Origin of the sequence: Brevibacillus sp. JNUCC-41 (assembly GCF_014844095.1) — a bacterium.
Lineage (GTDB): Bacteria > Bacillota > Bacilli > Bacillales > DSM-1321 > Peribacillus > Peribacillus aracenensis.
Genome location: NZ_CP062163.1, coordinates 2,712,018 through 2,732,391, shown reverse-complemented (window position 1 = coordinate 2,732,391; position 20,374 = coordinate 2,712,018). Strand labels below are relative to the sequence as shown.

The 20,374-nt window shown below is 39.0% G+C and carries 14 protein-coding genes and 1 pseudogene; 3 read left to right on the top strand and 12 right to left on the bottom strand.

The annotated features are described in order from the left end of the window. Window positions 1-12 precede the first annotated feature (12 nt). From JNUCC41_RS13320 to JNUCC41_RS13305, 4 genes and pseudogenes are all read right to left on the bottom strand, one after another. Complete coding sequence (locus JNUCC41_RS13320; protein ID WP_192208156.1) at window positions 13-1,185, bottom strand: M20 family metallopeptidase; 1,173 nt, start codon at window positions 1,183-1,185, stop codon at window positions 13-15. Between the two features lie 347 nt (window positions 1,186-1,532). Continuing rightward, window positions 1,533-2,891: pseudogene (locus JNUCC41_RS13315) on the bottom strand (IS1182 family transposase). A 300-nt stretch (window positions 2,892-3,191) separates the two neighbouring features. After that, on the bottom strand, window positions 3,192-4,490 hold the full coding sequence (locus JNUCC41_RS13310; RefSeq protein ID WP_192207967.1) for a helix-turn-helix domain-containing protein: 1,299 nt from the start codon (window positions 4,488-4,490) through the stop codon (window positions 3,192-3,194). 386 nt (window positions 4,491-4,876) lie between these two features. Further along, window positions 4,877-6,181, bottom strand: a complete 1,305-nt coding sequence (locus JNUCC41_RS13305) for a helix-turn-helix domain-containing protein (protein WP_192207966.1) — start codon at window positions 6,179-6,181, stop codon at window positions 4,877-4,879. A gap of 488 nt (window positions 6,182-6,669) precedes the next feature. Between JNUCC41_RS13305 and JNUCC41_RS13300 the strand changes: the two genes are divergently transcribed. From JNUCC41_RS13300 to JNUCC41_RS13290, 3 genes are all read left to right on the top strand, one after another. Continuing rightward, window positions 6,670-8,199 carry an AbgT family transporter gene (locus JNUCC41_RS13300; RefSeq protein WP_076368026.1) on the top strand — a complete coding sequence of 510 codons (1,530 nt, stop codon included), beginning with the start codon at window positions 6,670-6,672 and terminating at the stop codon, window positions 8,197-8,199. A 118-nt stretch (window positions 8,200-8,317) separates the two neighbouring features. Continuing rightward, complete coding sequence (locus tag JNUCC41_RS13295) at window positions 8,318-9,577, top strand: amidohydrolase (RefSeq protein WP_192207965.1); 1,260 nt, start codon at window positions 8,318-8,320, stop codon at window positions 9,575-9,577. Between the two features lie 38 nt (window positions 9,578-9,615). Next, entirely contained in the window at window positions 9,616-11,022 is a 1,407-nt protein-coding gene (locus tag JNUCC41_RS13290; RefSeq protein ID WP_192207964.1) for a M20 family metallopeptidase, read from the top strand. A 148-nt stretch (window positions 11,023-11,170) separates the two neighbouring features. Here the strand turns inward: JNUCC41_RS13290 and JNUCC41_RS13285 are convergent, their stop codons facing one another. The 8 genes from JNUCC41_RS13285 to JNUCC41_RS13255 form a co-directional block, all read right to left on the bottom strand. Further along, a complete protein-coding gene (locus JNUCC41_RS13285) occupies window positions 11,171-11,692 on the bottom strand; it encodes a P-loop NTPase family protein (RefSeq protein WP_192207963.1) in 522 nt (173 codons plus the stop codon). A gap of 214 nt (window positions 11,693-11,906) precedes the next feature. Beyond that, entirely contained in the window at window positions 11,907-12,965 is a 1,059-nt protein-coding gene (locus tag JNUCC41_RS13280; RefSeq protein WP_192207962.1) for an alkene reductase, read from the bottom strand. A 231-nt stretch (window positions 12,966-13,196) separates the two neighbouring features. Continuing rightward, complete coding sequence (locus tag JNUCC41_RS13275; protein WP_192207961.1) at window positions 13,197-14,624, bottom strand: MDR family MFS transporter; 1,428 nt, start codon at window positions 14,622-14,624, stop codon at window positions 13,197-13,199. A 59-nt stretch (window positions 14,625-14,683) separates the two neighbouring features. After that, window positions 14,684-15,256: a TetR/AcrR family transcriptional regulator gene (locus JNUCC41_RS13270; RefSeq protein WP_192207960.1), complete on the bottom strand. Its 573-nt coding sequence runs from the start codon at window positions 15,254-15,256 to the stop codon at window positions 14,684-14,686. Window positions 15,257-15,658: 402 nt separating this feature from the next. Continuing rightward, complete coding sequence (locus tag JNUCC41_RS27265) at window positions 15,659-15,751, bottom strand: putative holin-like toxin (RefSeq protein ID WP_220126990.1); 93 nt, start codon at window positions 15,749-15,751, stop codon at window positions 15,659-15,661. 333 nt (window positions 15,752-16,084) lie between these two features. Further along, on the bottom strand, window positions 16,085-17,062 hold the full coding sequence (locus JNUCC41_RS13265) for a 5-oxoprolinase subunit C family protein (protein ID WP_192207959.1): 978 nt from the start codon (window positions 17,060-17,062) through the stop codon (window positions 16,085-16,087). Then, entirely contained in the window at window positions 17,063-17,938 is an 876-nt protein-coding gene (locus JNUCC41_RS13260; RefSeq protein WP_192207958.1) for a 5-oxoprolinase subunit B family protein, read from the bottom strand. Window positions 17,939-17,956: 18 nt separating this feature from the next. Further along, the gene (locus tag JNUCC41_RS13255) at window positions 17,957-19,645 is read right to left on the bottom strand and encodes a sigma 54-interacting transcriptional regulator (RefSeq protein WP_228467619.1); all 1,689 of its coding nucleotides are present in this window, start codon (window positions 19,643-19,645) and stop codon (window positions 17,957-17,959) included. Window positions 19,646-20,374: the final 729 nt, after the last annotated feature.

The window sequence follows — 20,374 nt, the reverse complement described above, 5'->3', positions numbered from 1 at the left end:
ACTCTTATCCCCCTAATATGTTAGATTTAACATTTTCAAAGTCCCATGAACATATAACTTCACCCCATATTGTAAAGCCTGTTCATCGATCGTGAATTTAGGATGATGGTGAGGATGTATTATCCCTTTTTCTTCATTACGGGCCCCTATTACAATATAGGATCCCGGAACTACTTTTTGAAAAGCAGAGAAATCTTCACTTCCCATAATCGGCTTTAAAATCTCTCGACTTACTTCACCAAATACTTCACAGATCGTTTCGTCCATCAATCGGGTAACTTCTTCATCATTAATGGTAGGGGCATAACCAAACTGATAATCGAATTCATAAGTGGCTCCATGCGCTTCCGTAATCCCTTTTACTATGCGGTCGATATAGTTTGGAACGTTTTCCCTCAGTTCCGGATTGAAGCTTCGAACTGATCCACCAATGCTTACACTACTTGGAATGACATTAACCGCACTTCCCGCATGGAACTGGGTCACTGAAATCACAAGGGCTTCCTGGGCATCCCGATACCTCGAAACAATATGCTGGAGATTCGATACAATCTGTGATCCAATCGATATGGGATCGACGGTAAGTTCAGGCTGTGAGGCGTGCCCCCCTTTCCCCACCACGGTAATGTTAAAAGTATCAGCTCCAGCCATCACCGGACCGTAGCCCAAACCAATTTTCCCTAAAGGAAGAGTCGACAAGAGATGGGTGCCTATGATCATATCCACTCCATCAAGCACACCGGCTTTCACCATTTCTTGAGCTCCACCGGGCGGCAGTTCCTCAGCATGTTGAAATAAAAAGCGCACCTCCCCTTTAATTTGATCCTTTAACTGTGTAAGAACTTTTGCTGTACCAAGCAGCATCGCCGTATGCCCATCATGTCCGCAAGCATGCATAACTCCTGAATTCTGTGACACAAAGTCAAAATCATTTTCTTCTTCAATTGGAAGCGCATCCATATCTGCCCGCAGTGCAATAACCTTCCCAGGCTGCTGACCGATCAAACGAGCCATAATACTCGTCTTTGTCGGACGTGAAATTTCCAATTCACCAAAAGCTTGCAGCTTTTCATAAACAAATTGTGCTGTTTTTTCCTCCTGAAAAGAAAGCTCTGGATACTTATGTAAATATCTTCTCCAAGCCACCACTTCATCTTTAACAGCCTCGATCAAATCATGAATCATTATCGTTTGAGACACCCACTACAACCCCTTTTTCATTCAATTTACATAACATCCATTTTTTTTAGGATAGTTTAAGGAAAAAATTCCTTAAATAGAGTATAATCTCCCTTATTGTTTATTTCAATATTTTTCGAAAATTCCAAACCATCTTCAAACTTCATCTAATCTCCATGTTTTACAAAAAAATCGAAACGCAGCATGAAGCGAAAATAAAAAAGCACCCCAATTATGGGTGCCTCAGTTTGTAGACAAAAGGGGTTCGGAATTAAAAAATTCTGAACCCTTTTTGAAATTTCATTTAAATTTTCGCCTAAAGTTAAGAGATTGGGCTCTTCGAGCCCACTATGTTATGCCATTTTTGGACCTCGCCATGTCCAATTGGCCATCTTCTTTAAATTAATGGCAGCGAAAGTAAGCATCGCCTGCATCGACAATTTTTTAAGTCCCCTTAAAGTAGTCCAACGCATACCATGCTTTTCTTTTGCATCTGCGAATACACGCTCAATCGTTTCTTTACGCTTCGCATATATAGGTTTTACATCTTGATGATGACGCAGATGATCTGCTTCTTCCACATGTGTTTGCCAGATATGCCGTGTCACCCTCTTTTTGACAGTCTTTGCTTTCTGTACACCGAGATAAAAATAAGCACGTTGCACAGATGTGTTTGGGGGATTTATACTCGCGATAGCCCTCTTTATTTGTTGTTGAGTACTTTAATAGCTCGCCCGAAGGGCAAAGGTAACAATCAAAATGTTCATTGTACACATAGTCCTGTTTGCGGAAAAATCCTTCTTTAGTGCGAGGACGTGTATAAGGTAAAGCCGGTATGATTTCTTTGTTAAATAGGTAGCTTGTAATCGCTGGTGTTTTATAAGCTGCATCTGCGGCAACGGCTTCCGGTTTTCCAACTTTCCCAATCACTTGTTCAACTAGTGGCTCTAAGATCTGGCTGTCATGTATATTTCCAGTTGTTACAATCGTTCCCAATACAAAACCGTTGCGGTCTGCGGCCGCGTGGAATGAATAGGCAAACTGTTTTGTTCGTTCATCTTTCACATAGTAGCCACTCTCAGAATCCGTTGTACTTTCTTTAATCTCTTTGGTCTCTTCTTTATCAAATTTATCTGGTGGAAAAGGCTTTTTTCCATGGTTTTCACGATCTTGATTGATTTCTTCTTGAAGACGTCCTTGATACGCTCGTGTTTCTTTACGAACGATTTTCTTTTCAAATTTCCGTTTATTCGCACTGGCCTTCACATGTGTGGAATCCACGAAAACGTGTTCAGCACTTATTAACTTTTTATTAGCAGCTGTCATTAAATGCGATAGAAAATCTGTTCAAACACGTCTGTATCTTTAAAGCGTCGTTCGTAATTTTTCCCAAATGTAGAGAAATGAGGTGCTTTTTCATGGAAACCATAGCCTAAGAACCAACGGTAAGCCATATTGGTTTCAACTTCTTCAATCGTTTTACGCATGGAACGAATACCGAAGGTATATTGAATGAAAGTCAGTTTAACTAAAATAACGGGATCAATACTTGGGCGTCCTATCTCTGAATACATATCTTTCACCAAGTCATAAATGAAAGTGAAGTCAATGGCAGCCTCTATTTTACGAACCAAATGGTTCGGTGGCACCAGTTGATCTAAAGTAATCATTTCAAGTTGATCTCGCTGAATAGAATCATGTTTAGAAAGCATCCTCATCACCTCAAGTTTTAATACTTCTATTTTAAAACAAAAATGACTCCAGGCAAAAGGTTCTATCTAAAAGGTAAGACAAAGTTGATTGGAACGGATGGTACGAGACTCCTGCGGGAAATGCGCGTCTAGGAGAGACCCCGCAGGCGAAAGCCGAGGAGGCTCCCCGACCGCCCGCGGAAAGCGAGTGCCTGGAGTGGAAATCAAGGTCCAAATTGTACAAGCCATAAAAATAGACAAACTCGATTTTCATCGAGTTTGTCTACAGTCTGAAGCACCCCAATTATGGGTGCTTTTTATTTATAATAATCGATAAATTTTACTCGGCCTTCCACGAGTGGCGTTAGCCTCTTCCCCAATGCATTGTGCCAAATCAACTTCGCACATATCTGCAACAATTCGCCGTACATTGCGCTCTGTCATTTCAAGATGTGTCGCTAAATCCTTTGTAGTAAAATCACTCCAGCCCATTCTTTGAACGAGAGCCGATATTTTCTTATACGTTTTAACACTGATATTTCCGTTTTTCAACCTTTCTATAAGAGGTTTATTGTGGGAACGGGTATCATATTGCAATTCTTTCTTTTTGCCTGGTGATTCGATAATTTTTCCATCATCTTGAATAATCACAATTTCACGCTTTTTCATCTCTTTCGAGTGTTGAATAGCACGAAAAGCATTGATTTCCGCTGAATAGGCAGTCTCGCCGAAGCCAATTCCAACGGTAACGGGTGTATCTGCTTCAAAGGCCAACTTTTGAATGGTATCTTCGAGTGTAATGATTTCTCGTTCAATTGCGCCGCGAGAACTAAAAATCATGTACCTTCCATTCCCTTTCTCTGAAAAGGAACCATTTATTTTTTCTCCAAGTTGAATCAACATTTCTTTTAGGCGAAGCTCCAAGTACTGTAAATGATATGGAGTTTTCATTTCCTCTGCCACTTTGTTAAAATATTCGACTTCAATGATTTCAACTCCGATTTGCGTATCCTTAAAGTAAGATGTCTTTACTTTTTCAGAAAGAATTCGAAGCGTTTGCCGCACTTCCATCTTACTCATCGACAACCGGTAGGCTGGAATGCCATATTCCCTTAAAGCTTCACACACGGACGGAAAACAAGAAAAAGCTCCTTCTGTCTTTCCCACATTCCATAAATCCAAGTGAAAATGTACCAATTCATCCGTATCAACATCTGTCTCATACACTTTCGTATAAATCTTTTTGGTTTTTATATTCAACTGGGACAAAGCTTCTTCGCTAATATTATTGGAGGACATAGTATCAATACTTAGATGCTCGATGATTTTCCCTTGTTCGTAGATCATTTCTAATAAGGATTTATAAAAACCTGATTCCGTGGCCGGAACATGGACCATTATTTTATCTGTACCTAGTGTCTTTTTGGCAATTTCATAGGGAAGTGGACCAGAAAAAAGCCATGCATGTACGTTAGAATCATGTTCCTTTACAATATTCTCTACCTCTTCTGTCTTTTCATAGGGCAAAGAGATGAATTCCAACTCATGTTTATATTCTTCTGCCAAGATTAAAATTTGTTCTATAGAAGTTTTTAGACCGACCAGTCCGATTTTATACATCCAGTAATCGACTTCCTTTTATAATCTGTAATAGAATCATTGTTCTTTGTAGAATATCCTAGTTTAATCTCAGTCATGGTATCATAACCCTAATTCTTCTTCTGCCTAACTATTGCTTAATTTGTATTGAGTCGTGATTATCAGTTGTCTAGTTACTCTTATCGTATCGGCAGCAAAAAGAAAAGAGTGATAGCACTAGTATATATAGTTGTATTCATACCCACGCAAACTTTTCTCTTTTGAATCATTTTATCATGCAACACTTTTATTCGTGAACATCTCCTCATAGGAATTATTCTACTTTCCTGCCCATTACAATAAAAAAGCTGTCTCAATGACAGCTTCCCTCGAATTTCATTTACGTGTATACCAAGAACGTCGGGGTGTTACTTCTTTAACATATAAATTTTACGAGGTCTTCCCCGAGGTGATTGAAGTTCTTCTCCTTTGTACTCCACTAAACCGCTTTCACTCAAACTACTCATAATTCTCTGGGCATTTCGAACGGTCATGGATAAATGAGAAGCTAAGTCTGAGGAAGTGAAGCCGTCCCAGCCCATACGATCAACCAATGCTTCTATCTTTTTATACGTTTTTACACTAATGTTACCCTGATTCAATTTATCTAGCAGTTCTTTATCATCAGAACGAAAGGTATATGCCAATTGTTCTTCTTGACCTACGGATTCAATCATTACACCATCTTCTTGGATTACAACAATACCGGAACTGTCTTGCTTTTTCGAATGACGGATTGCCTTGCGGGCATTGATTTCTGCAGATGCAGCCGTCTCACCAAAACCAATACCAACTGCAACTGGGACATCCATTTCAAGGGCCAGTTGTTGAACAGTACTTTGCAAGCTGCCAATTTCCCGTTCAATTGCCTTTCGTGAACTAAATATTTGATAACGGCCGTTTCCATTTTCGATGAGGGATCCATCTAATTTTCCACAAAATGTAAGTAATGTTTGTTTAATCTTAAGCTCTACATGCTGCAGATGGTAACGAATATCAACCTCGTCAACAAATTGATCGAACTGATCAATTTCAATGATTTCCACACCTATCTGGCTATCTTTGAAATAAGTACTTTTTGCTTTTTCAATTAAAATCTTGACCGCTTGTCGGATTTCCATCTTTGTCATATTTATTTTGTAAACTGGAACATTCTCCTTCTTCAATGCCTCATATACGGACTGTAAAACGGTGAGGACACCATGTACCGCCCCTTCCCTCCACAAATGAAGGTGAAATTGGACAATGTCTTGAAAATCATATTGTTCATCAAATGTTTTTACATAAATATGTTCGGTGGAAATCCCCAGCTCTTGTAGCGATTCTTGCAAAAAAAAGTCTTCCAATCGAATCATATCGATGGATATCTTATCGAAAAAATATTTTTGATCTGCCGACATTTGTAGAAAACATCTATATAAACTAGATCCTACAGGAGGACAATACGTAAAATTGGCATCTGAATCTAACATTTCTTTAGCTATTCTATATGGGACCGGTCCAGAGAAAAACCAACCATTTACTGCATTTTGGTGATTTTTTATAATGTCCGTTACCTCACGTGCATCTTCATACGGAAAATCAATAAAATCTATTTCATGTTCAAATTCATTAGTAACATCCCGAATTTTCTTTATAGATGAAAGTGGACCTACAACACCAATTTTATACAAGTTTATTTCACCCCTACATCATACTATTAGTTTTATTATATCAAAATAACCAACCATAACAGGGAATAAAATAAGAGCTCCAAATATAAAAGCATGTAAAGCACCGTTTGACATTAATAAACGGTGCTACTTAATATGGATACTTATCTATCATGAGTCCAAGAGTGGCAGAGCTTATTCATTCAAAGGTTTCGAATCCATTTTTCATTTCACAAGAATTACCAGAAAATAATTTCCCTTTTTTCTGAAAATTTTGTTGAAATAGATTATTCTTAATTATATAATACATTTAACGAAAATAGCGTTAAATGTTCGTTAAATAAAAACCAGTATATTGGAAGGAATTAATGAAGTTCACAAAGGTATGAAAGTCGGTAATTTGAGTTTAAGGCATTTCTAGAGAAAAAGTTTATAAAGGAAATGGTGCAAAACGCACAAACTACAAATGGAAGAAGGTTTAGGAGGAGAATGTAATGGAACAAAAAGTAATGAAAGATACAACCAATCTTCAAAATCATAAAACGGGTGGTTTTTTCAATCGAGTAGAGCGAATAGGAAACAAAATCCCCCACCCCTTTATCTTATTTATTTATATGATTGCCTTTTTATTTGTTGTAACCGCTCTCTTATCAGTCTTCCATGTTTCGGCATCGGACCCCATAAGTGGAGAGAAGGTGGAAGTTCAAAACCTCTTAAGCCGTGAAGGCATCCAATGGATCTTGCCGAATATGATTAAAAACTTTTCCGGCTTTTTACCACTGGGATCTATTTTAGCTCTTATGCTAGGAGTAGGATTAGCGGAAAAAGTTGGATTGTTGGAAGTTTTGATTCGGAAGATGTCCTTAAAAGTCTCAGGGAAATACGCTAGTTATTTAGTTGTATTTGTTGCTTTTTTTAGTCATGTTTCTTCTGATGCTGCGCTTGTTATTATGCCTCCTCTTGGTGCTTTGATTTTCCTTGCTGTGGGACGTCACCCTGTTGCCGGATTGCTCGCTGCCATCGCTGGGGTTGGTTCAGGTTTCACTGCCAACTTATTAATCGTCACAACAGATGTCTTGCTTTCAGGAATTAGTTCGGAAGTAGCGAAAGGCATGAACGCAAATTTGACCGTTAATGTTACGGATAACTGGTTCTTTATGGCGACGTCCGTTCTCGTACTCACGGTAGTTATATCCCTGATTACAGATAAGTTTGTCGAGCCGCGCTTAGGAAAGTATGAAGGTGGCGGTCAGCATAAAAAACTGGAGCAATTAACGAAGCAACAAAACAAAGCACTCCTGGCTACAGGTATTTCAGCATTGATTTTTATAGCTGTTATGGCCGTTCTAGTCGTTCCAGAAGGAGCTCTATTGCGAAATCCAGAAACTGGAGCCATTCTCCCCTCTCCATTCATGTCTGGAATTGTCGCAATCATCTTACTCTTCTTTTTTACAGTTTCTATTACTTATGGAGTTAAGGTGGGAGCAATCAAGAAACAAAATGACATTCCGGAATTATTGGTGGACCCAATAAAAGGAATGGCCGGATTCATCATTATGGTTTTCCCGCTTTCCCAGTTTGTCGCTTGCTTTAACTGGAGTAATATGGGTAAATTTTTGGCTTTATCCATCACAGATCTCTTGGAACAGCTAAACATAGAAGGTGCACCTGTCCTAATTGGGCTAATGTTCTTATCTGGACTTCTTTCCATGTTCATTGCTAGCGGATCTGCAATATGGTCTATATTGGCACCCGTTTTTGTCCCGATGTTCATGGTATTAGGTTATCATCCTGCCTTCGCCCAAATGTTGTTCAGGGTAGCAGATTCATCTGTACTGCCATTGGCACCTGTATCTCCATTTGTCCCACTATTCTTAAGTTTCTTACAAGAGTATCGAAAAGATGCAAAACTAGGAACTTATTATTCTCTTATTTTGCCGTATCCGATTATCATCTTCATCATTTGGACGCTATTGGTAGTCGTTTGGTATTTCCTTGGCCTCCCAATTGGTCCCGGAGTATATCCAAAGTTACCATAATTTAAAAATTCTCAAGCGCCTCACCTGCCCCTTATCCGACTTGGGGGGCTGGCCGCTTGGTGTAAACAACAAATCGTATTATTTGAATAATCATCAAATAAATCAGGAGTGAAACGAATTGGATATTATTTCTTTAAGACGTGATCTTCATCGACATCCAGAAGTTGGCTTTACGGAATTTCGTACTGCTTCAAAGGTAGTAGAAGCACTAACTTCTCTGAAATATAACGTGATATTTGGAAAAGATGCTTTAGATGGCGAGTCTCGCCGTGGAGTACCCCCTATAGAAGTATTGGAGGAAACATTTAATAGAGCATTACAAGATGGCGCCAATCCAAAAATCCTCCAAGAAATGGAGGGTGGATATACTGCTGTCATTGGTGTATTAAAAGGAAAAACTGATGGCCCAACCGTAGCTTTCCGCTTTGATATGGATGCATTGCCTGTTACGGAAAGTACTGATACTGACCACTTCCCGCAAATAAACGGTTTTCGTTCCAAATATGAAGGGAATATGCATGCCTGTGCACACGATGGCCATACAGCAATCGGCTTAGGACTTGCTGAAAAATTAGCGGATGGGAATTTTTCAGGAACGGTAAAGCTTATTTTTCAACCTGCTGAAGAGGGAGTTCGCGGTGCCTATTCAATTGTACAAAAAGGGATTTTGGATGATGTGGATTATTTATATTGTCTGCACCTTGGCACAGATGTCCCCCTAGGAGAATTTCATGGTGGTTCTTCCGGCTTTTTAGCAAGTACGAAAATGGCTGCCCATTTTCATGGGGTATCTTCTCATGCAGGTGCTTCTCCGGAAAAAGGGAAAAATGCTTTGTTAGGGGCAGCCACCGCATTATTAAATATACATGCCATTCCAAGATTCAGTTCAGGTTCTACCCGCATAAATGTAGGTATTCTTAACGGAGGAACAGCCGCTAATATTATTCCAGCGCATGCAAAAATGGTCATTGAGACACGGTCTGTATCCGAAGAAACAAATACTGAAGTGGAGCGACGTGTTCGAAATATCGTGGCTCATAGTGCAGGTATGCATGAGCTTGAACATGAAATTGAAATCATAGGTCAAGCAATTACGATTCGTTGTGATCAGGAACTTGTCGAACTGGCCATGGAAGAAGCCAGGAATGTAGATGGTTTTTCAACAATCAAAGCATGCAGGGAATCCGGTTCTGCTGGTAGCGAAGATGCAAGTTTTATGATTCGAAGAGTACAGGATAATGGCGGGAAAGGGACATATATGATTATTGGGACTGATATTCCTGCACCACATCACCACCCTAAATTTGATGTTCAAGAAGAAGTTTTACCAAGGAGTGCAGAACTTTTGAATCTAATTGCAAGACGCCTATTAAAATAATTCTTCAAAATATAAATATAGGAAGGAAAGAGTGTAAAATGACACATGTAAAGAGATTATCGGAAATCATTGAACAAAAAAAAGAAAAATTCATTGAAGTCAGTGACTGTATATGGAATTTTGCAGAAACACGCTTTGAAGAATATCAATCTGCTGAATTGCTGTGCAGCACGTTAGAAAACGAAGGGTTTTCTGTTGAAAAAGGTGTTGGGAACATAGAAACGGCATTTATCGGTAGCTATGGGACCGGTAAACCTATTGTGGCAATCATGGGGGAATTTGATGCGCTGTCAGGTATGAGTCAAAAAAAAGCTACAGCTAAACAAGAGCCAATAGTCCAAGGTGAAAATGGCCATGGATGTGGTCACAATTTACTTGGTACGGGATCTTTGGCTGCAGCTGTTGCGGTGAAGGATTATATGGAAGAGAATCATATAAATGGGACAGTTCGTTATTATGGATGTCCAGGAGAAGAAGGCGGATCAGGCAAAACCTTCATGGTCAGAGAGGGTTTGTTCGATGACGTTGATTTTGCATTTTGTTGGCACCCAATGGATGTTAACGGCGTTATGTCGATGGATTCACTTTCCAACTTCCAAGTGTATTATAAATTTAAAGGCAAAAGCTCTCATGCAGCAGCATCACCACATTTGGGACGGAGTGCTTTAGATGCCGTAGAACTTATGAATGTTGGCGTGAACTATTTAAGAGAGCATATTATTCAAGAAGCAAGAGTCCATTATGCAATAACGAATTCAGGTGGATTATCGCCAAATGTTGTCCAACAAGATGCAGAAGTTCTTTATTTATTACGAGCTCCGGAAGTTTCACAAGTTCAAGATATTTACTTGAGAGTTTGTAATATTGCTAAAGGAGCTGCCCTTATGACAGGAACTGAATTAGAAATCGTTTTCGATAAAGCCTGTTCCAATGTTATCCAAAACAATGTGCTAGAATCCGTCATGTACAAGAATTTTCAAGAATTAGGTATTCCACAACACGATGATAACGAAAAACAGCTTGCCAAAGAAGTCCGCGCCACCTTAACCGAACAAGAAAGGAACAGTACAATCAATCCTTTTAAAGATAATCAAGATGATGCATTGGCAAATTGGTTAGAACCCATCGAGGGCTTACAAGCACCATTAACAGGTTCCTCGGATGTGGGAGATGTTAGTTGGATCGTTCCTACTGCCCAATGCACAACAGCTTGTTTTGTTCTTGGGTCACCTTTGCATAGCTGGCAGTGGGTTACACTGGGATCAACATCCATTGCCCATAAAGGAATGCTTCATGCTGGCAAGGTTATTGCGGCAACTGCAGTAGAAGTGCTTCAGAATCCGGAATTAATTGAAAAGGCAAAAACAGAGCTAAAAGATCGATTAAAAGGGAAAAGCTATATCTCCCCTATTCCGCAAGATGTAAAGCCTTTAGTTAAAAGATGAGAAACTAGATTAGTGGGTTGCCGTAACCGTTAATTGTCCGTTTTGTCTAAAGTCTCAGGGACCTTCGGTTGGAAGGTCCCTTTTCCATTTTGGCTTTATATTTACTCTCAGAAACCACTAAGTGTCATAAAAGTTGATGGGAAGAAGCTTATCCCTTCATTTTCAACAGATATCCTTCCATTTCGTGCTTGCTTTTCAATATAACTATTAGCTTTTCAGGGTCACTTTTTTGAAGATCTGCAAATCTCTTTTTCATTTCTTTCTTGCGAGGAAAGTAGGTGGTCATGATAAATTTAACAAACTGCCAGTCTAATTTTTCATTGCAGCCTTTGCCCATATCAGGTCTTGTTTTACCTAGATAAGATAACCTACGTTTTATAACACGGTAAAGGCAAACACGGAGAGGAAGCTCTAAATAAATAATCGTATCGGCAAGCTCCGAACGCAAATTAAAAGAATTACTATAATTGCCTTCCATTATCCACTTGTCATGACTCAATACTTCCTTCTGAGCAGAAATAAAATCCTCTAAAGGAGCTTCCACCCAGCCTGGCCTCCAGTAGAATGTATCCAAATGATGTACTTCGATATCCAAATTATCTCCAAGTCTTCTTGCAAAAGTAGATTTTCCGACACCCGCGGACACTCCGATAACCATGATACGTTCCATTTATATACCAGCTTCCTCACTTTATTAATTGAAATGACCAGTATGTCTACCAAATATATATAACCTTTTTAACAGCCTTCTTCCTTTGCACTTCCCTTTAGTTCCATAGAAAAGGCGACCCTTCTTGAATGAAGAATCGCATTAGTTATAGAAAAGGAAGTATGGTTACTGCGGTGTCCTGTCGATGAACAAGCCTGACTCTATTTTATCTTTATTAAATCAGTTGCCCTAAATGTTTCTTTGCTTCGTAATCAACAAGTTTTTCATCCTGCTTAATTCGTGCCAGATAATCCGGGTTAGCTATAAGTGGACGCCCAATCGCCGCAACGTCAATAATGCCTTTTTCCAGTGCGGCTTCTGCGATTTCAGGATCAATCCCCCCTACACCAATTATGATTCCACCCCAGTTGCTGCGTACCAATTCATGCATCGTCAATCCTCTTGCAATCGGTTTGGTAAATTCCATCGTGGATGGGTGAATCATTTTGACCCCTGTTTCATTGAACGCTTCAATAAATGTTTGGATCGCTTTTTCAGGGTCTTCCCACATGTAGGACGGCTGGTCAATTTTCAAAGCCGAAAAACGAATAAGGGTGCGCTCCACTCCAACAGCATCAATAACTGCTTTTAACACTTCCTTCATAAAAGTCAGACGCTGTTTTAAATCACCACCATACCGATCGGTCCTTTTATTGGAGGTGTCTGAATTGAACTGGTCAATTAAGTAGCCGTGTGCACCATGAATTTCAACGCCATCAAAGCCAGCATCCATTGCATTCTTTGCAGCTTGTTTATATTGGTCCACAACTTCTGCAATATCCGTCTCTGTCATTTCTTCAGGAGTGTCAAAAGGTTTACCGAATCTTGAAACCTTACCTTCTGCAGCGATGGGTGATGGAGCCTGCGGAGGAAGTCCTCCTGCAATTTCATGGTGGCTTGCACGGCCCACATGCCAGATTTGCGCAATGATCGTTCCGCCTTCTGCGTGCACTGCTTCCGTTACTTTTTTCCACCCGTTAATTTGCTCTTGAGTATATATTCCGGGAACCCCAGGATTGCCCTTTGCTCTAGGTGAAATCACTACACCTTCAGTGATGATAAGTCCGATTCCATCTTGAGCCCGTTTTCGGTAATATTCTACGGTCAGGTCGTTCACAACACCCGTTTCGTTATCGGCAAACGACCGTGTCATAGGAGCCATTGCCGTTCTTGTTTTTAAGTTCCATGCACCTATTGTTACAGGTTCAAACATTTTGGCCTTCATTGTATTCATTTGAATTCCTCCTGTTAACCGCTTTACCTAGGCTAATTTTTAAGTAACTATTACTGTGTAAGATTATCCGATAAGTGGTTGGTTTTCAAATAATTCACTCTATTTTTAAAGCTTTTGATAAAATATGGGAATAAAGACCAATAAGCACGTTATTGTTTTTTTCCAAACAAAAAGCCAGACAGAGAAAATCTTTCCCTGCTGGCTAATTTATCTTTTTTCAGTAATATCTTTTCAGTCCCGTGCTGTCCTGATAAAAAACGACACGATCAAACCAATGATTGCAAGGACAAGACCGAAAATAAAGGCATCTTGAACGCCTGCAGTCAATGAACCGCTGATGGCAGATGGATCGAACGGATCTTCTGCATTTGCCATATAATTTTTTTGGGATGCTGACATGATTGTAATGGCAACGGTTGTACCGATGGCCCCCGATACTTGCTGCAATGTATTCATTAGAGCCGTTCCATCCGGATAAAGATTTTTCGGCAGTTGATTCAGACCATTTGTCTGGGCCGGCATCATGACCATCGAAACACCAATCATAAGGAGGGTATGCATGACGATTACCATAATGATCGCCGTTTCAGTCGTTACGTTCGTCAAAGTCCATAACATGACAATCATGATAATGAAGCCCGGGATCACTAAACCTCTTGGCCCGAACTTATCAAAAATGCGCCCAGTAACCGGAGACATGATACCATTAAGCACTCCACCCGGTAATAGTACAAGCCCAGCAGAAAACGCAGCTAATGCAAGACCGGTTTGCAGATATAACGGTAAGAGGATCATGGATGACATGATGATCATGAAGGTGATGAAGACGGTTATTAACCCTAACGTGAACATCGGATATTTAAAAACACGCAAATCAATCATCGGTTTATCCATGTTGAATTGCCTCACAGCAAACAGGAATAGTGCTATAAGTCCAACAATGATCGATGATAGAACTATCGCATTGCTCCATCCTTGTTCTCCGACAATACTGAAACCATAAACAATTCCCCCAAAACCAATGGTCGATAATATAATGGATGGTACATCGATTTTAGGTTTGGTGATTGTTGAAACGTTTTGCATATACTTGAGACCGAATAGTAAAGCGATCACAAAGAACGGCAAAGACACCCAGAAAATATAATTCCATTCTAGATTTTCGATAATCAAACCTGAAACCGTCGGTCCGATGGCTGGGGCAAACATGATCACCAGCCCCATCAATCCCATCGTCGCTCCCCTTTTATGAATAGGGAAAATCAATAAAATGGTATTGAACATGAGAGGTAATAAAAGACCCGTTCCGATAGCCTGGATGACACGTGCTAGCATCAAGATGTCGAACCCAGGGGCAATTGCTGCAATGAGCGTCCCAATGATGGAGAACACCATTGAGGCAATGAATAATTGACGAGTATTGAACCACTGAATCAAGAGTCCCGAAACGGGTACCAATATCCCCAATGTTAATAGGTAACCCGTTGTCAGCCATTGAACAGTGGAAGGACTGACATTGAATTCTTGTATTAGATCCCCCAGCGTCATGTTTAATGCCGTCTCGCTGAATAACCCAATGAACCCTGCAATTAAAAATGCTATTAATATAGGGGCCGTTCTAATGACTGGGTTTTGTTGCTGTGTTGCATCTGCAGACATAAAATAATTCCTCCAATTACTAACTGTTCGACCTAAGCTTAAGATAATTTTCCCATGACTTATTTATTTATCAGCAATAATGGTATCTGTTCCGCAATGGCTTGGAGAGGTTCCCCGTTTTTCGCCGTTAAGGATAAAAGGATACCGCCTTCGATTAAAGCATTAATTACGATACTCAATTCTTTTGCCCGTTTCTCACTGAATTCCGCCTCGAGTAATTTCTTCACATATATGGATTGCCAATCTTCTATCGCTTCTTGACAGGCCGTTCTTATCTGCTCACTCGTCGTATATGTTTCCGCTGCAATCGTCCCGATTGGCAGTCCTAATAGATTTTCACTATCACCAAATACCTCGGATAAATGAAAAATATGAGACTGAATGGCTTTGATTGGGTCTTCAATTTCATCAAATCCCCGTTCAATTTCATCTATCACGAATTCTTTTGTATGAATAATCGCCTCGATCGCCAATTCTTCTTTGCCTTTCGGAAAATAATGATACAGCGAACCTTTTGGGATACCACTTTCCTCGATGATATCCTTGAGCCCTACACCGTAATATCCACGTATCCGAAAAAGTCGGGAAGCAGCTTCAATAAGAATGTCTTTCGAGTTTCGTTTTTCTGCCATAGCTGGATCACTCCTTGAAATTATATCAACCGGTCTATTATAAACTTTACTTGTATATCATTGTTTTGTCAAAAATGACTAAGCCTATAAATGGAATATGCTATTTTCTCAGTGAAAACAAAAGACTGTTTCCGCATACTTTGGTGCTATTTACCAAGTAAAGCGGTGTGGTTGATTTCCCCTCCAGATGCTCGCTTTCCGCAGGAGTCTCGCACTTGCGCTCCAATCAACCTTAAATCGTTTAGTTTTTAAAAACAACAATCTTTACGAAAAGGGCCAAACAAAAAGAACACCTCATGATGGTGTTCTCTGCAAGTTTAAAAATCGAGGCAATACCTAATCCGCTATTTTTTTAAAACGCTTCCATTAATGATCAAAATAATCGGCCGGCCATCATTATCTTCAAGGATTCTTGTCATGATTTTTAAAATCAAGAATAGCAATTACAAACATGCCAAAGCTTAGCATTAGGGAAATAACTTCGAAAGTACCCATTCATACATCGCCTCCTTATATCCAGCTTTTCCTGATCAGAGATTGTCCTATACAAGAAAAAGATGAAGAGGGGGCTTTTAAACGGTATATTGCATTAATAAAAAAAAGAGCAACCCAACAAGTTAAAATATGCTCACGTAATAATCATATTCCTTGGAATCGAAAGTACATATTTATTGGAACGACTATAATCTAAACTCTTTATTGACAATAAGCTCTTGATTTCCGCTTCTGCTATCGAGTGTTTTTTGAGCCTCTTCATATACACTCATACACTTTGCTCCTGTTATAGATATGAGTTTTATTATGTTTGTCCAAAGTTTAAATCATTACTTACCTTTTAATAAGGCTGAACAACTTTTCCATATTTCCCCTCCTATCTACTCTCGCTTGGATGGCCTGATCAATGGTAACTGTGATAAAGTGACATTTCGATAAAGGTCTAGATTGAGAAATTAAATCTAAATCTTGGCTTATGACGGTGCCTATTGTGACAAAACCACCACCCGTCATTGCATCATTATGTAAAACAATCAGTTCTTCCTCATTTGTAAACATAACAGATCCTATAGGATACGCAAAATCAACTACATTCGAAAAACTAGTTCCTGCACCGAATGGTGGATATTGCTCAGTGAATGTTACACTTGGGCCAGTATATCGGTAAGCGACCCGGTTGGATTCATGCGAAACGATCCATTCCGAATTGAGGAAAGTTTTTAACCCTTGATCGCTCAACAAGTAACCTGATAACCCCATCGTGACACGTAATTCTTGAAAGTCATCAAAGGTTGGGACGAATTCTAGTGGAACAGATTTACCAACCTGTTTTGAAGCTCCTGGCAGTGGTTCATTAATCTGTATTCTATCGCCTACAGCTAACTTTCTGCCATAAAAGCCCCCAATCTGGCTTAGTTCATAGGTTGATTTACTACCTAAAACATCTTGAACCTTTATGCCACCAGAGATACTTAAATAGCTTTTCACCCCCTGTTGGCAAGCTTTTATCGTTAAGATGTCTCCTTCTTTTACTTGATGGGTTTCCCAGAAAGATAATCGTTGGTGATTTAAGTATGCTTCCATTGGAGCACCTGTAAGGGCGATAATTAAATTTCTATGAATTTCAAACTTTCCCCCTAATAATGTCATCTCAAGTGATGCAAATTCAGCTGGATTTCCTACTAGAAGGTTTCCAATAATAAATGAATATTTATCAGCTGCTCCTGATGGCGGTACACCCAGATGATACTTCCCGACGCGTCCCATATCCTGTACCGTGGTCCATAACCCAGGCTCCTTAATTTCTATCATTTAAAAACCCTCCATGAGCTCATCGATATATTTTTTTCCCTTTTGTACATATTCAAGTGGCGAAAGATCAATTTCTTTTACTTTATTAATATATGTTCCAGCACTTACATTGCTTTCGATCTCATTATATTCAGATTCCTTAACAGGACGATACTTCCATATATCTCCGGGTCTTGCCAAAAAAGAAGTCTCTTCTAAAGGGTTTATTTTATCTACTAAAGGGATAGCTGATCGTCCAATTAGTTGATAGCTGCCTGGTCCATTGACTGGATAAATCACATTGAACGCACCACCTATACCAATGCTTCTTTCCGGAGTTTCTGTACGGGGACTATAATATTTTGGTGCTTGAATGATCTCATTTGGCTTTAATCCAAGCGGAAAATGCCAACCCGTTCCAGGCAGAAATCCAACCATCGTAATTAAATAGGGTGTCTCTGAATGAGTTTCAATAAATGATTCTTTGTCTGTAAACCCATTTACTTTCATCACATATTCAAAATCTGTTAAGTCAGGGGCCGGGTGTCTGCCCTTAAAACGCAGGGAATATTCTCTTGACACTGGATCGTCGTACCATGCTGGAATTTCTACTATTCGTACTGATAAATTTAATTTTTCAGGATTACTTTTCTTTAAATCTATTTCTTTTAAATAATCCAGTAAATCTCTTGCTGAGACGATGTCCGGACTATAACGAACTAAATAGGAGGCATTGGATGAAACAATATCAATAATGCCTGGAATTTCTCTTTTTCTCAGCTCCTCAGTCACCGCAATTGCTTTAAAGTTACTCTCAATTCTCATTTCACGAGAAATTTCAGCATAAATGTATTCGTCTCCCCCGAAATTAAAATGAGTTTCAGGCAAATTAAACAATACTTGTCGCCCCCTTTGTTATTTCAGCTTTTTCATCCGCCTGCTTATTGTCGCAGGACTAACACCTAGTACCTTAGATAATTTATCGGCAGTGCCGTATTTTTGCATCCCTCTTTGAATAAGTTGAGTTTCTAATTCTTCTACCGCTTCTTTAAGCGGCATTAATTCTAAAACTAATAGTTGTTTTTTCTTTTTTTGAACTTCCCCGTACAAAAATTTCAATGCATGCTCCCGTTTAATCCATTCTCCCTCTCCCAATAATGTTAAGCGCTCCACTATATTTTGAAGTTCCCTTACATTTCCCGGCCATGTATATGTCTCTAAAACTTCAATGGCTTCTGGGGTGAAACTTTTCTTGATATCATACATTTTTTTAAATTGTTCCAAAAAATAAATGGCGAGGGGAAAGATATCATCTTTTCGTTCACGCAATGGCGGAATATTAAATGGAATAACATATAGTCGGTAGTATAAATCCTCTCTGAATTCACCTTGGTTCACCAACTCTTGTAAGTCCTTATTGGTTGCCGTTATAATTCGAACATCTACAGGTCTTGGATGGGTCCCGCCAATTCTAGTCACTTCTCGTTCCTGCAACACACGCAATAGCTTCACTTGCATATTTAAAGGGAGTTCACCAATTTCATCGAGAAAAAGCGTGCTGTTATTAGCAATTTCAAACAACCCTGCTTTCCCATTTTTATCTGCACCAGTAAATGCCCCTTTCTCATAACCGAACAATTCACTTTCAATGAGATTCTCTGGAATAGCACCGCAGTTAATCCGGACTAGCTGCTGGTTACTCCGAGGACTGGCTGAATGAATTTGGTGGACAAATACTTCTTTCCCAACACCGGATTCACCTTCCAGTAGAATAGTCGAATTAAATTGGGCTACTCGCTTTATCTCTACTACTAAGCGCTCAATTGTTTTCGAACGATAAACAAGTTGTTTATTGTTAAAATCATCATGATCTTGTAGAGTTTGAGAACCTTCGTCCGACTGATAATGAATTGAGGAACTTTCTTGTGTAATATCCCTTGAAAGTACAACTACTTTTTCTAATTTCCCTTCATGGTACACCGGGGTAGCTACAGACCAGACTCTACTTTTTCCCATAGAATCCTGAATCGATGTAACCTTGTTCTTTTGTTTCTGACATAGTTCAAAAACATTAGGCTGAAAAATGTTTTTTCTTGTAAACTCACTTATATTCTTACCAATTATGTTTTCTGGATTATCCACTTTCCAAAAATCGTGAAGAAACATTCCCGCTACTCGAATGATTTTTCCGCTTTCGTCAATGACGAGTATTTGTTCCTGGGAAGAAGCATATACCGTTTGTAAATCAGAATTCAGATTTCTTACAAAGTCTAATTCTTTAACAGAATCCTCGAAAACTTCACGCGAGAAAAAAATATGAATGAGTCCTTTTATTTTATCTTCCATCTTAAAAGGGTAAAAATTACCAACTGTGCATTTAAAATTAATAGAAGCGTTCACATTTATAAGAGTTTCCCCAGTCATTACTTTATCAAGATTTTTATCGATACTTAATAACATTTTATAGTCTCGAAACTGTAAAAATGAGCGGTGGAGACCTAAAATACTTTCTGCTGTTTCATTAATATATTCTATTTGGTAATCGATATTCGTTCGGACAATTCCTACCCCAGCTCCATGTAAAAGGAGATTTAAATCCTTCAAATTCAGCTCACTGATTTGATTTCGGGCCTGTTCAATTGTAGTGAAGCCGATAATTTCTCCATTGGCATCCTCCCCTATAATAAGAGTAACGTTATGGAAAAATTCAACAGGCGAAAACTGTGGGACTTTTAAAATATCATTTTTATAGATAATTGGCTTTGATAAGTCTTCATTTTGAGCAATTTGGTTCATTAGAATCTCGATAGTACTATAGCCCACTAAAGACCCCTTATCCTTTACAAACACAATATTCGCTTTTTGATTTGATAATTTTTGAATGACAGCTCCAATGGTGCAATGTATATTAACATATACGGAAATCGGTTTAAGAATATCGTTCCAAATAATCAACTTACTCACCCCTCCCGATTACGGAATCTTTATTTTATTATACTTTTTTTAGTTAAGGATAAGTATTTAGAAGTATTTTAATATAAATATGATTTCGATTATTCGGTCAATTATATCTATACTTTGTTTCAACAACTAGTGAAGTAACTACGGCTTAGTTTGAGAAGTTAACAAATTAATTGAAGAGAGTCTAGAAGGCATTTACAATACAATCCGTTATATTGGGATCTAAACAGAATGACTCCGGCAAACAATACCGGAGTCATTTACTAGTCAACTATCTATTAATCCTATTTTAGGACTGTCCTATTTTAAAGAGCATAGTTCATTCATTAGAACCCCACTACTATACCAATATACATTTTAGGACAAGTATCT

Excerpts from the sequence above, each read along its gene's own strand:
- JNUCC41_RS13320 (WP_192208156.1), bottom strand. The coding sequence starts at position 1,185 with ATGATTCATGATTTGATCGAGGCTGTTAAAGATGAAGTGGTGGCTTGG.
- JNUCC41_RS13310 (WP_192207967.1), bottom strand. The coding sequence starts at position 4,490 with ATGTATAAAATCGGACTGGTCGGTCTAAAAACTTCTATAGAACAAATT.
- JNUCC41_RS13300 (WP_076368026.1), top strand. The coding sequence starts at position 6,670 with ATGAAAGATACAACCAATCTTCAAAATCATAAAACGGGTGGTTTTTTC.
- JNUCC41_RS13290 (WP_192207964.1), top strand. The coding sequence starts at position 9,616 with ATGACACATGTAAAGAGATTATCGGAAATCATTGAACAAAAAAAAGAA.
- JNUCC41_RS13285 (WP_192207963.1), bottom strand. The coding sequence starts at position 11,692 with ATGGAACGTATCATGGTTATCGGAGTGTCCGCGGGTGTCGGAAAATCT.
- JNUCC41_RS13280 (WP_192207962.1), bottom strand. The coding sequence starts at position 12,965 with ATGAATACAATGAAGGCCAAAATGTTTGAACCTGTAACAATAGGTGCA.
- JNUCC41_RS13275 (WP_192207961.1), bottom strand. The coding sequence starts at position 14,624 with ATGTCTGCAGATGCAACACAGCAACAAAACCCAGTCATTAGAACGGCC.
- JNUCC41_RS13270 (WP_192207960.1), bottom strand. The coding sequence starts at position 15,256 with ATGGCAGAAAAACGAAACTCGAAAGACATTCTTATTGAAGCTGCTTCC.
- JNUCC41_RS27265 (WP_220126990.1), bottom strand. The coding sequence starts at position 15,751 with ATGGGTACTTTCGAAGTTATTTCCCTAATGCTAAGCTTTGGCATGTTT.
- JNUCC41_RS13265 (WP_192207959.1), bottom strand. The coding sequence starts at position 17,062 with ATGATAGAAATTAAGGAGCCTGGGTTATGGACCACGGTACAGGATATG.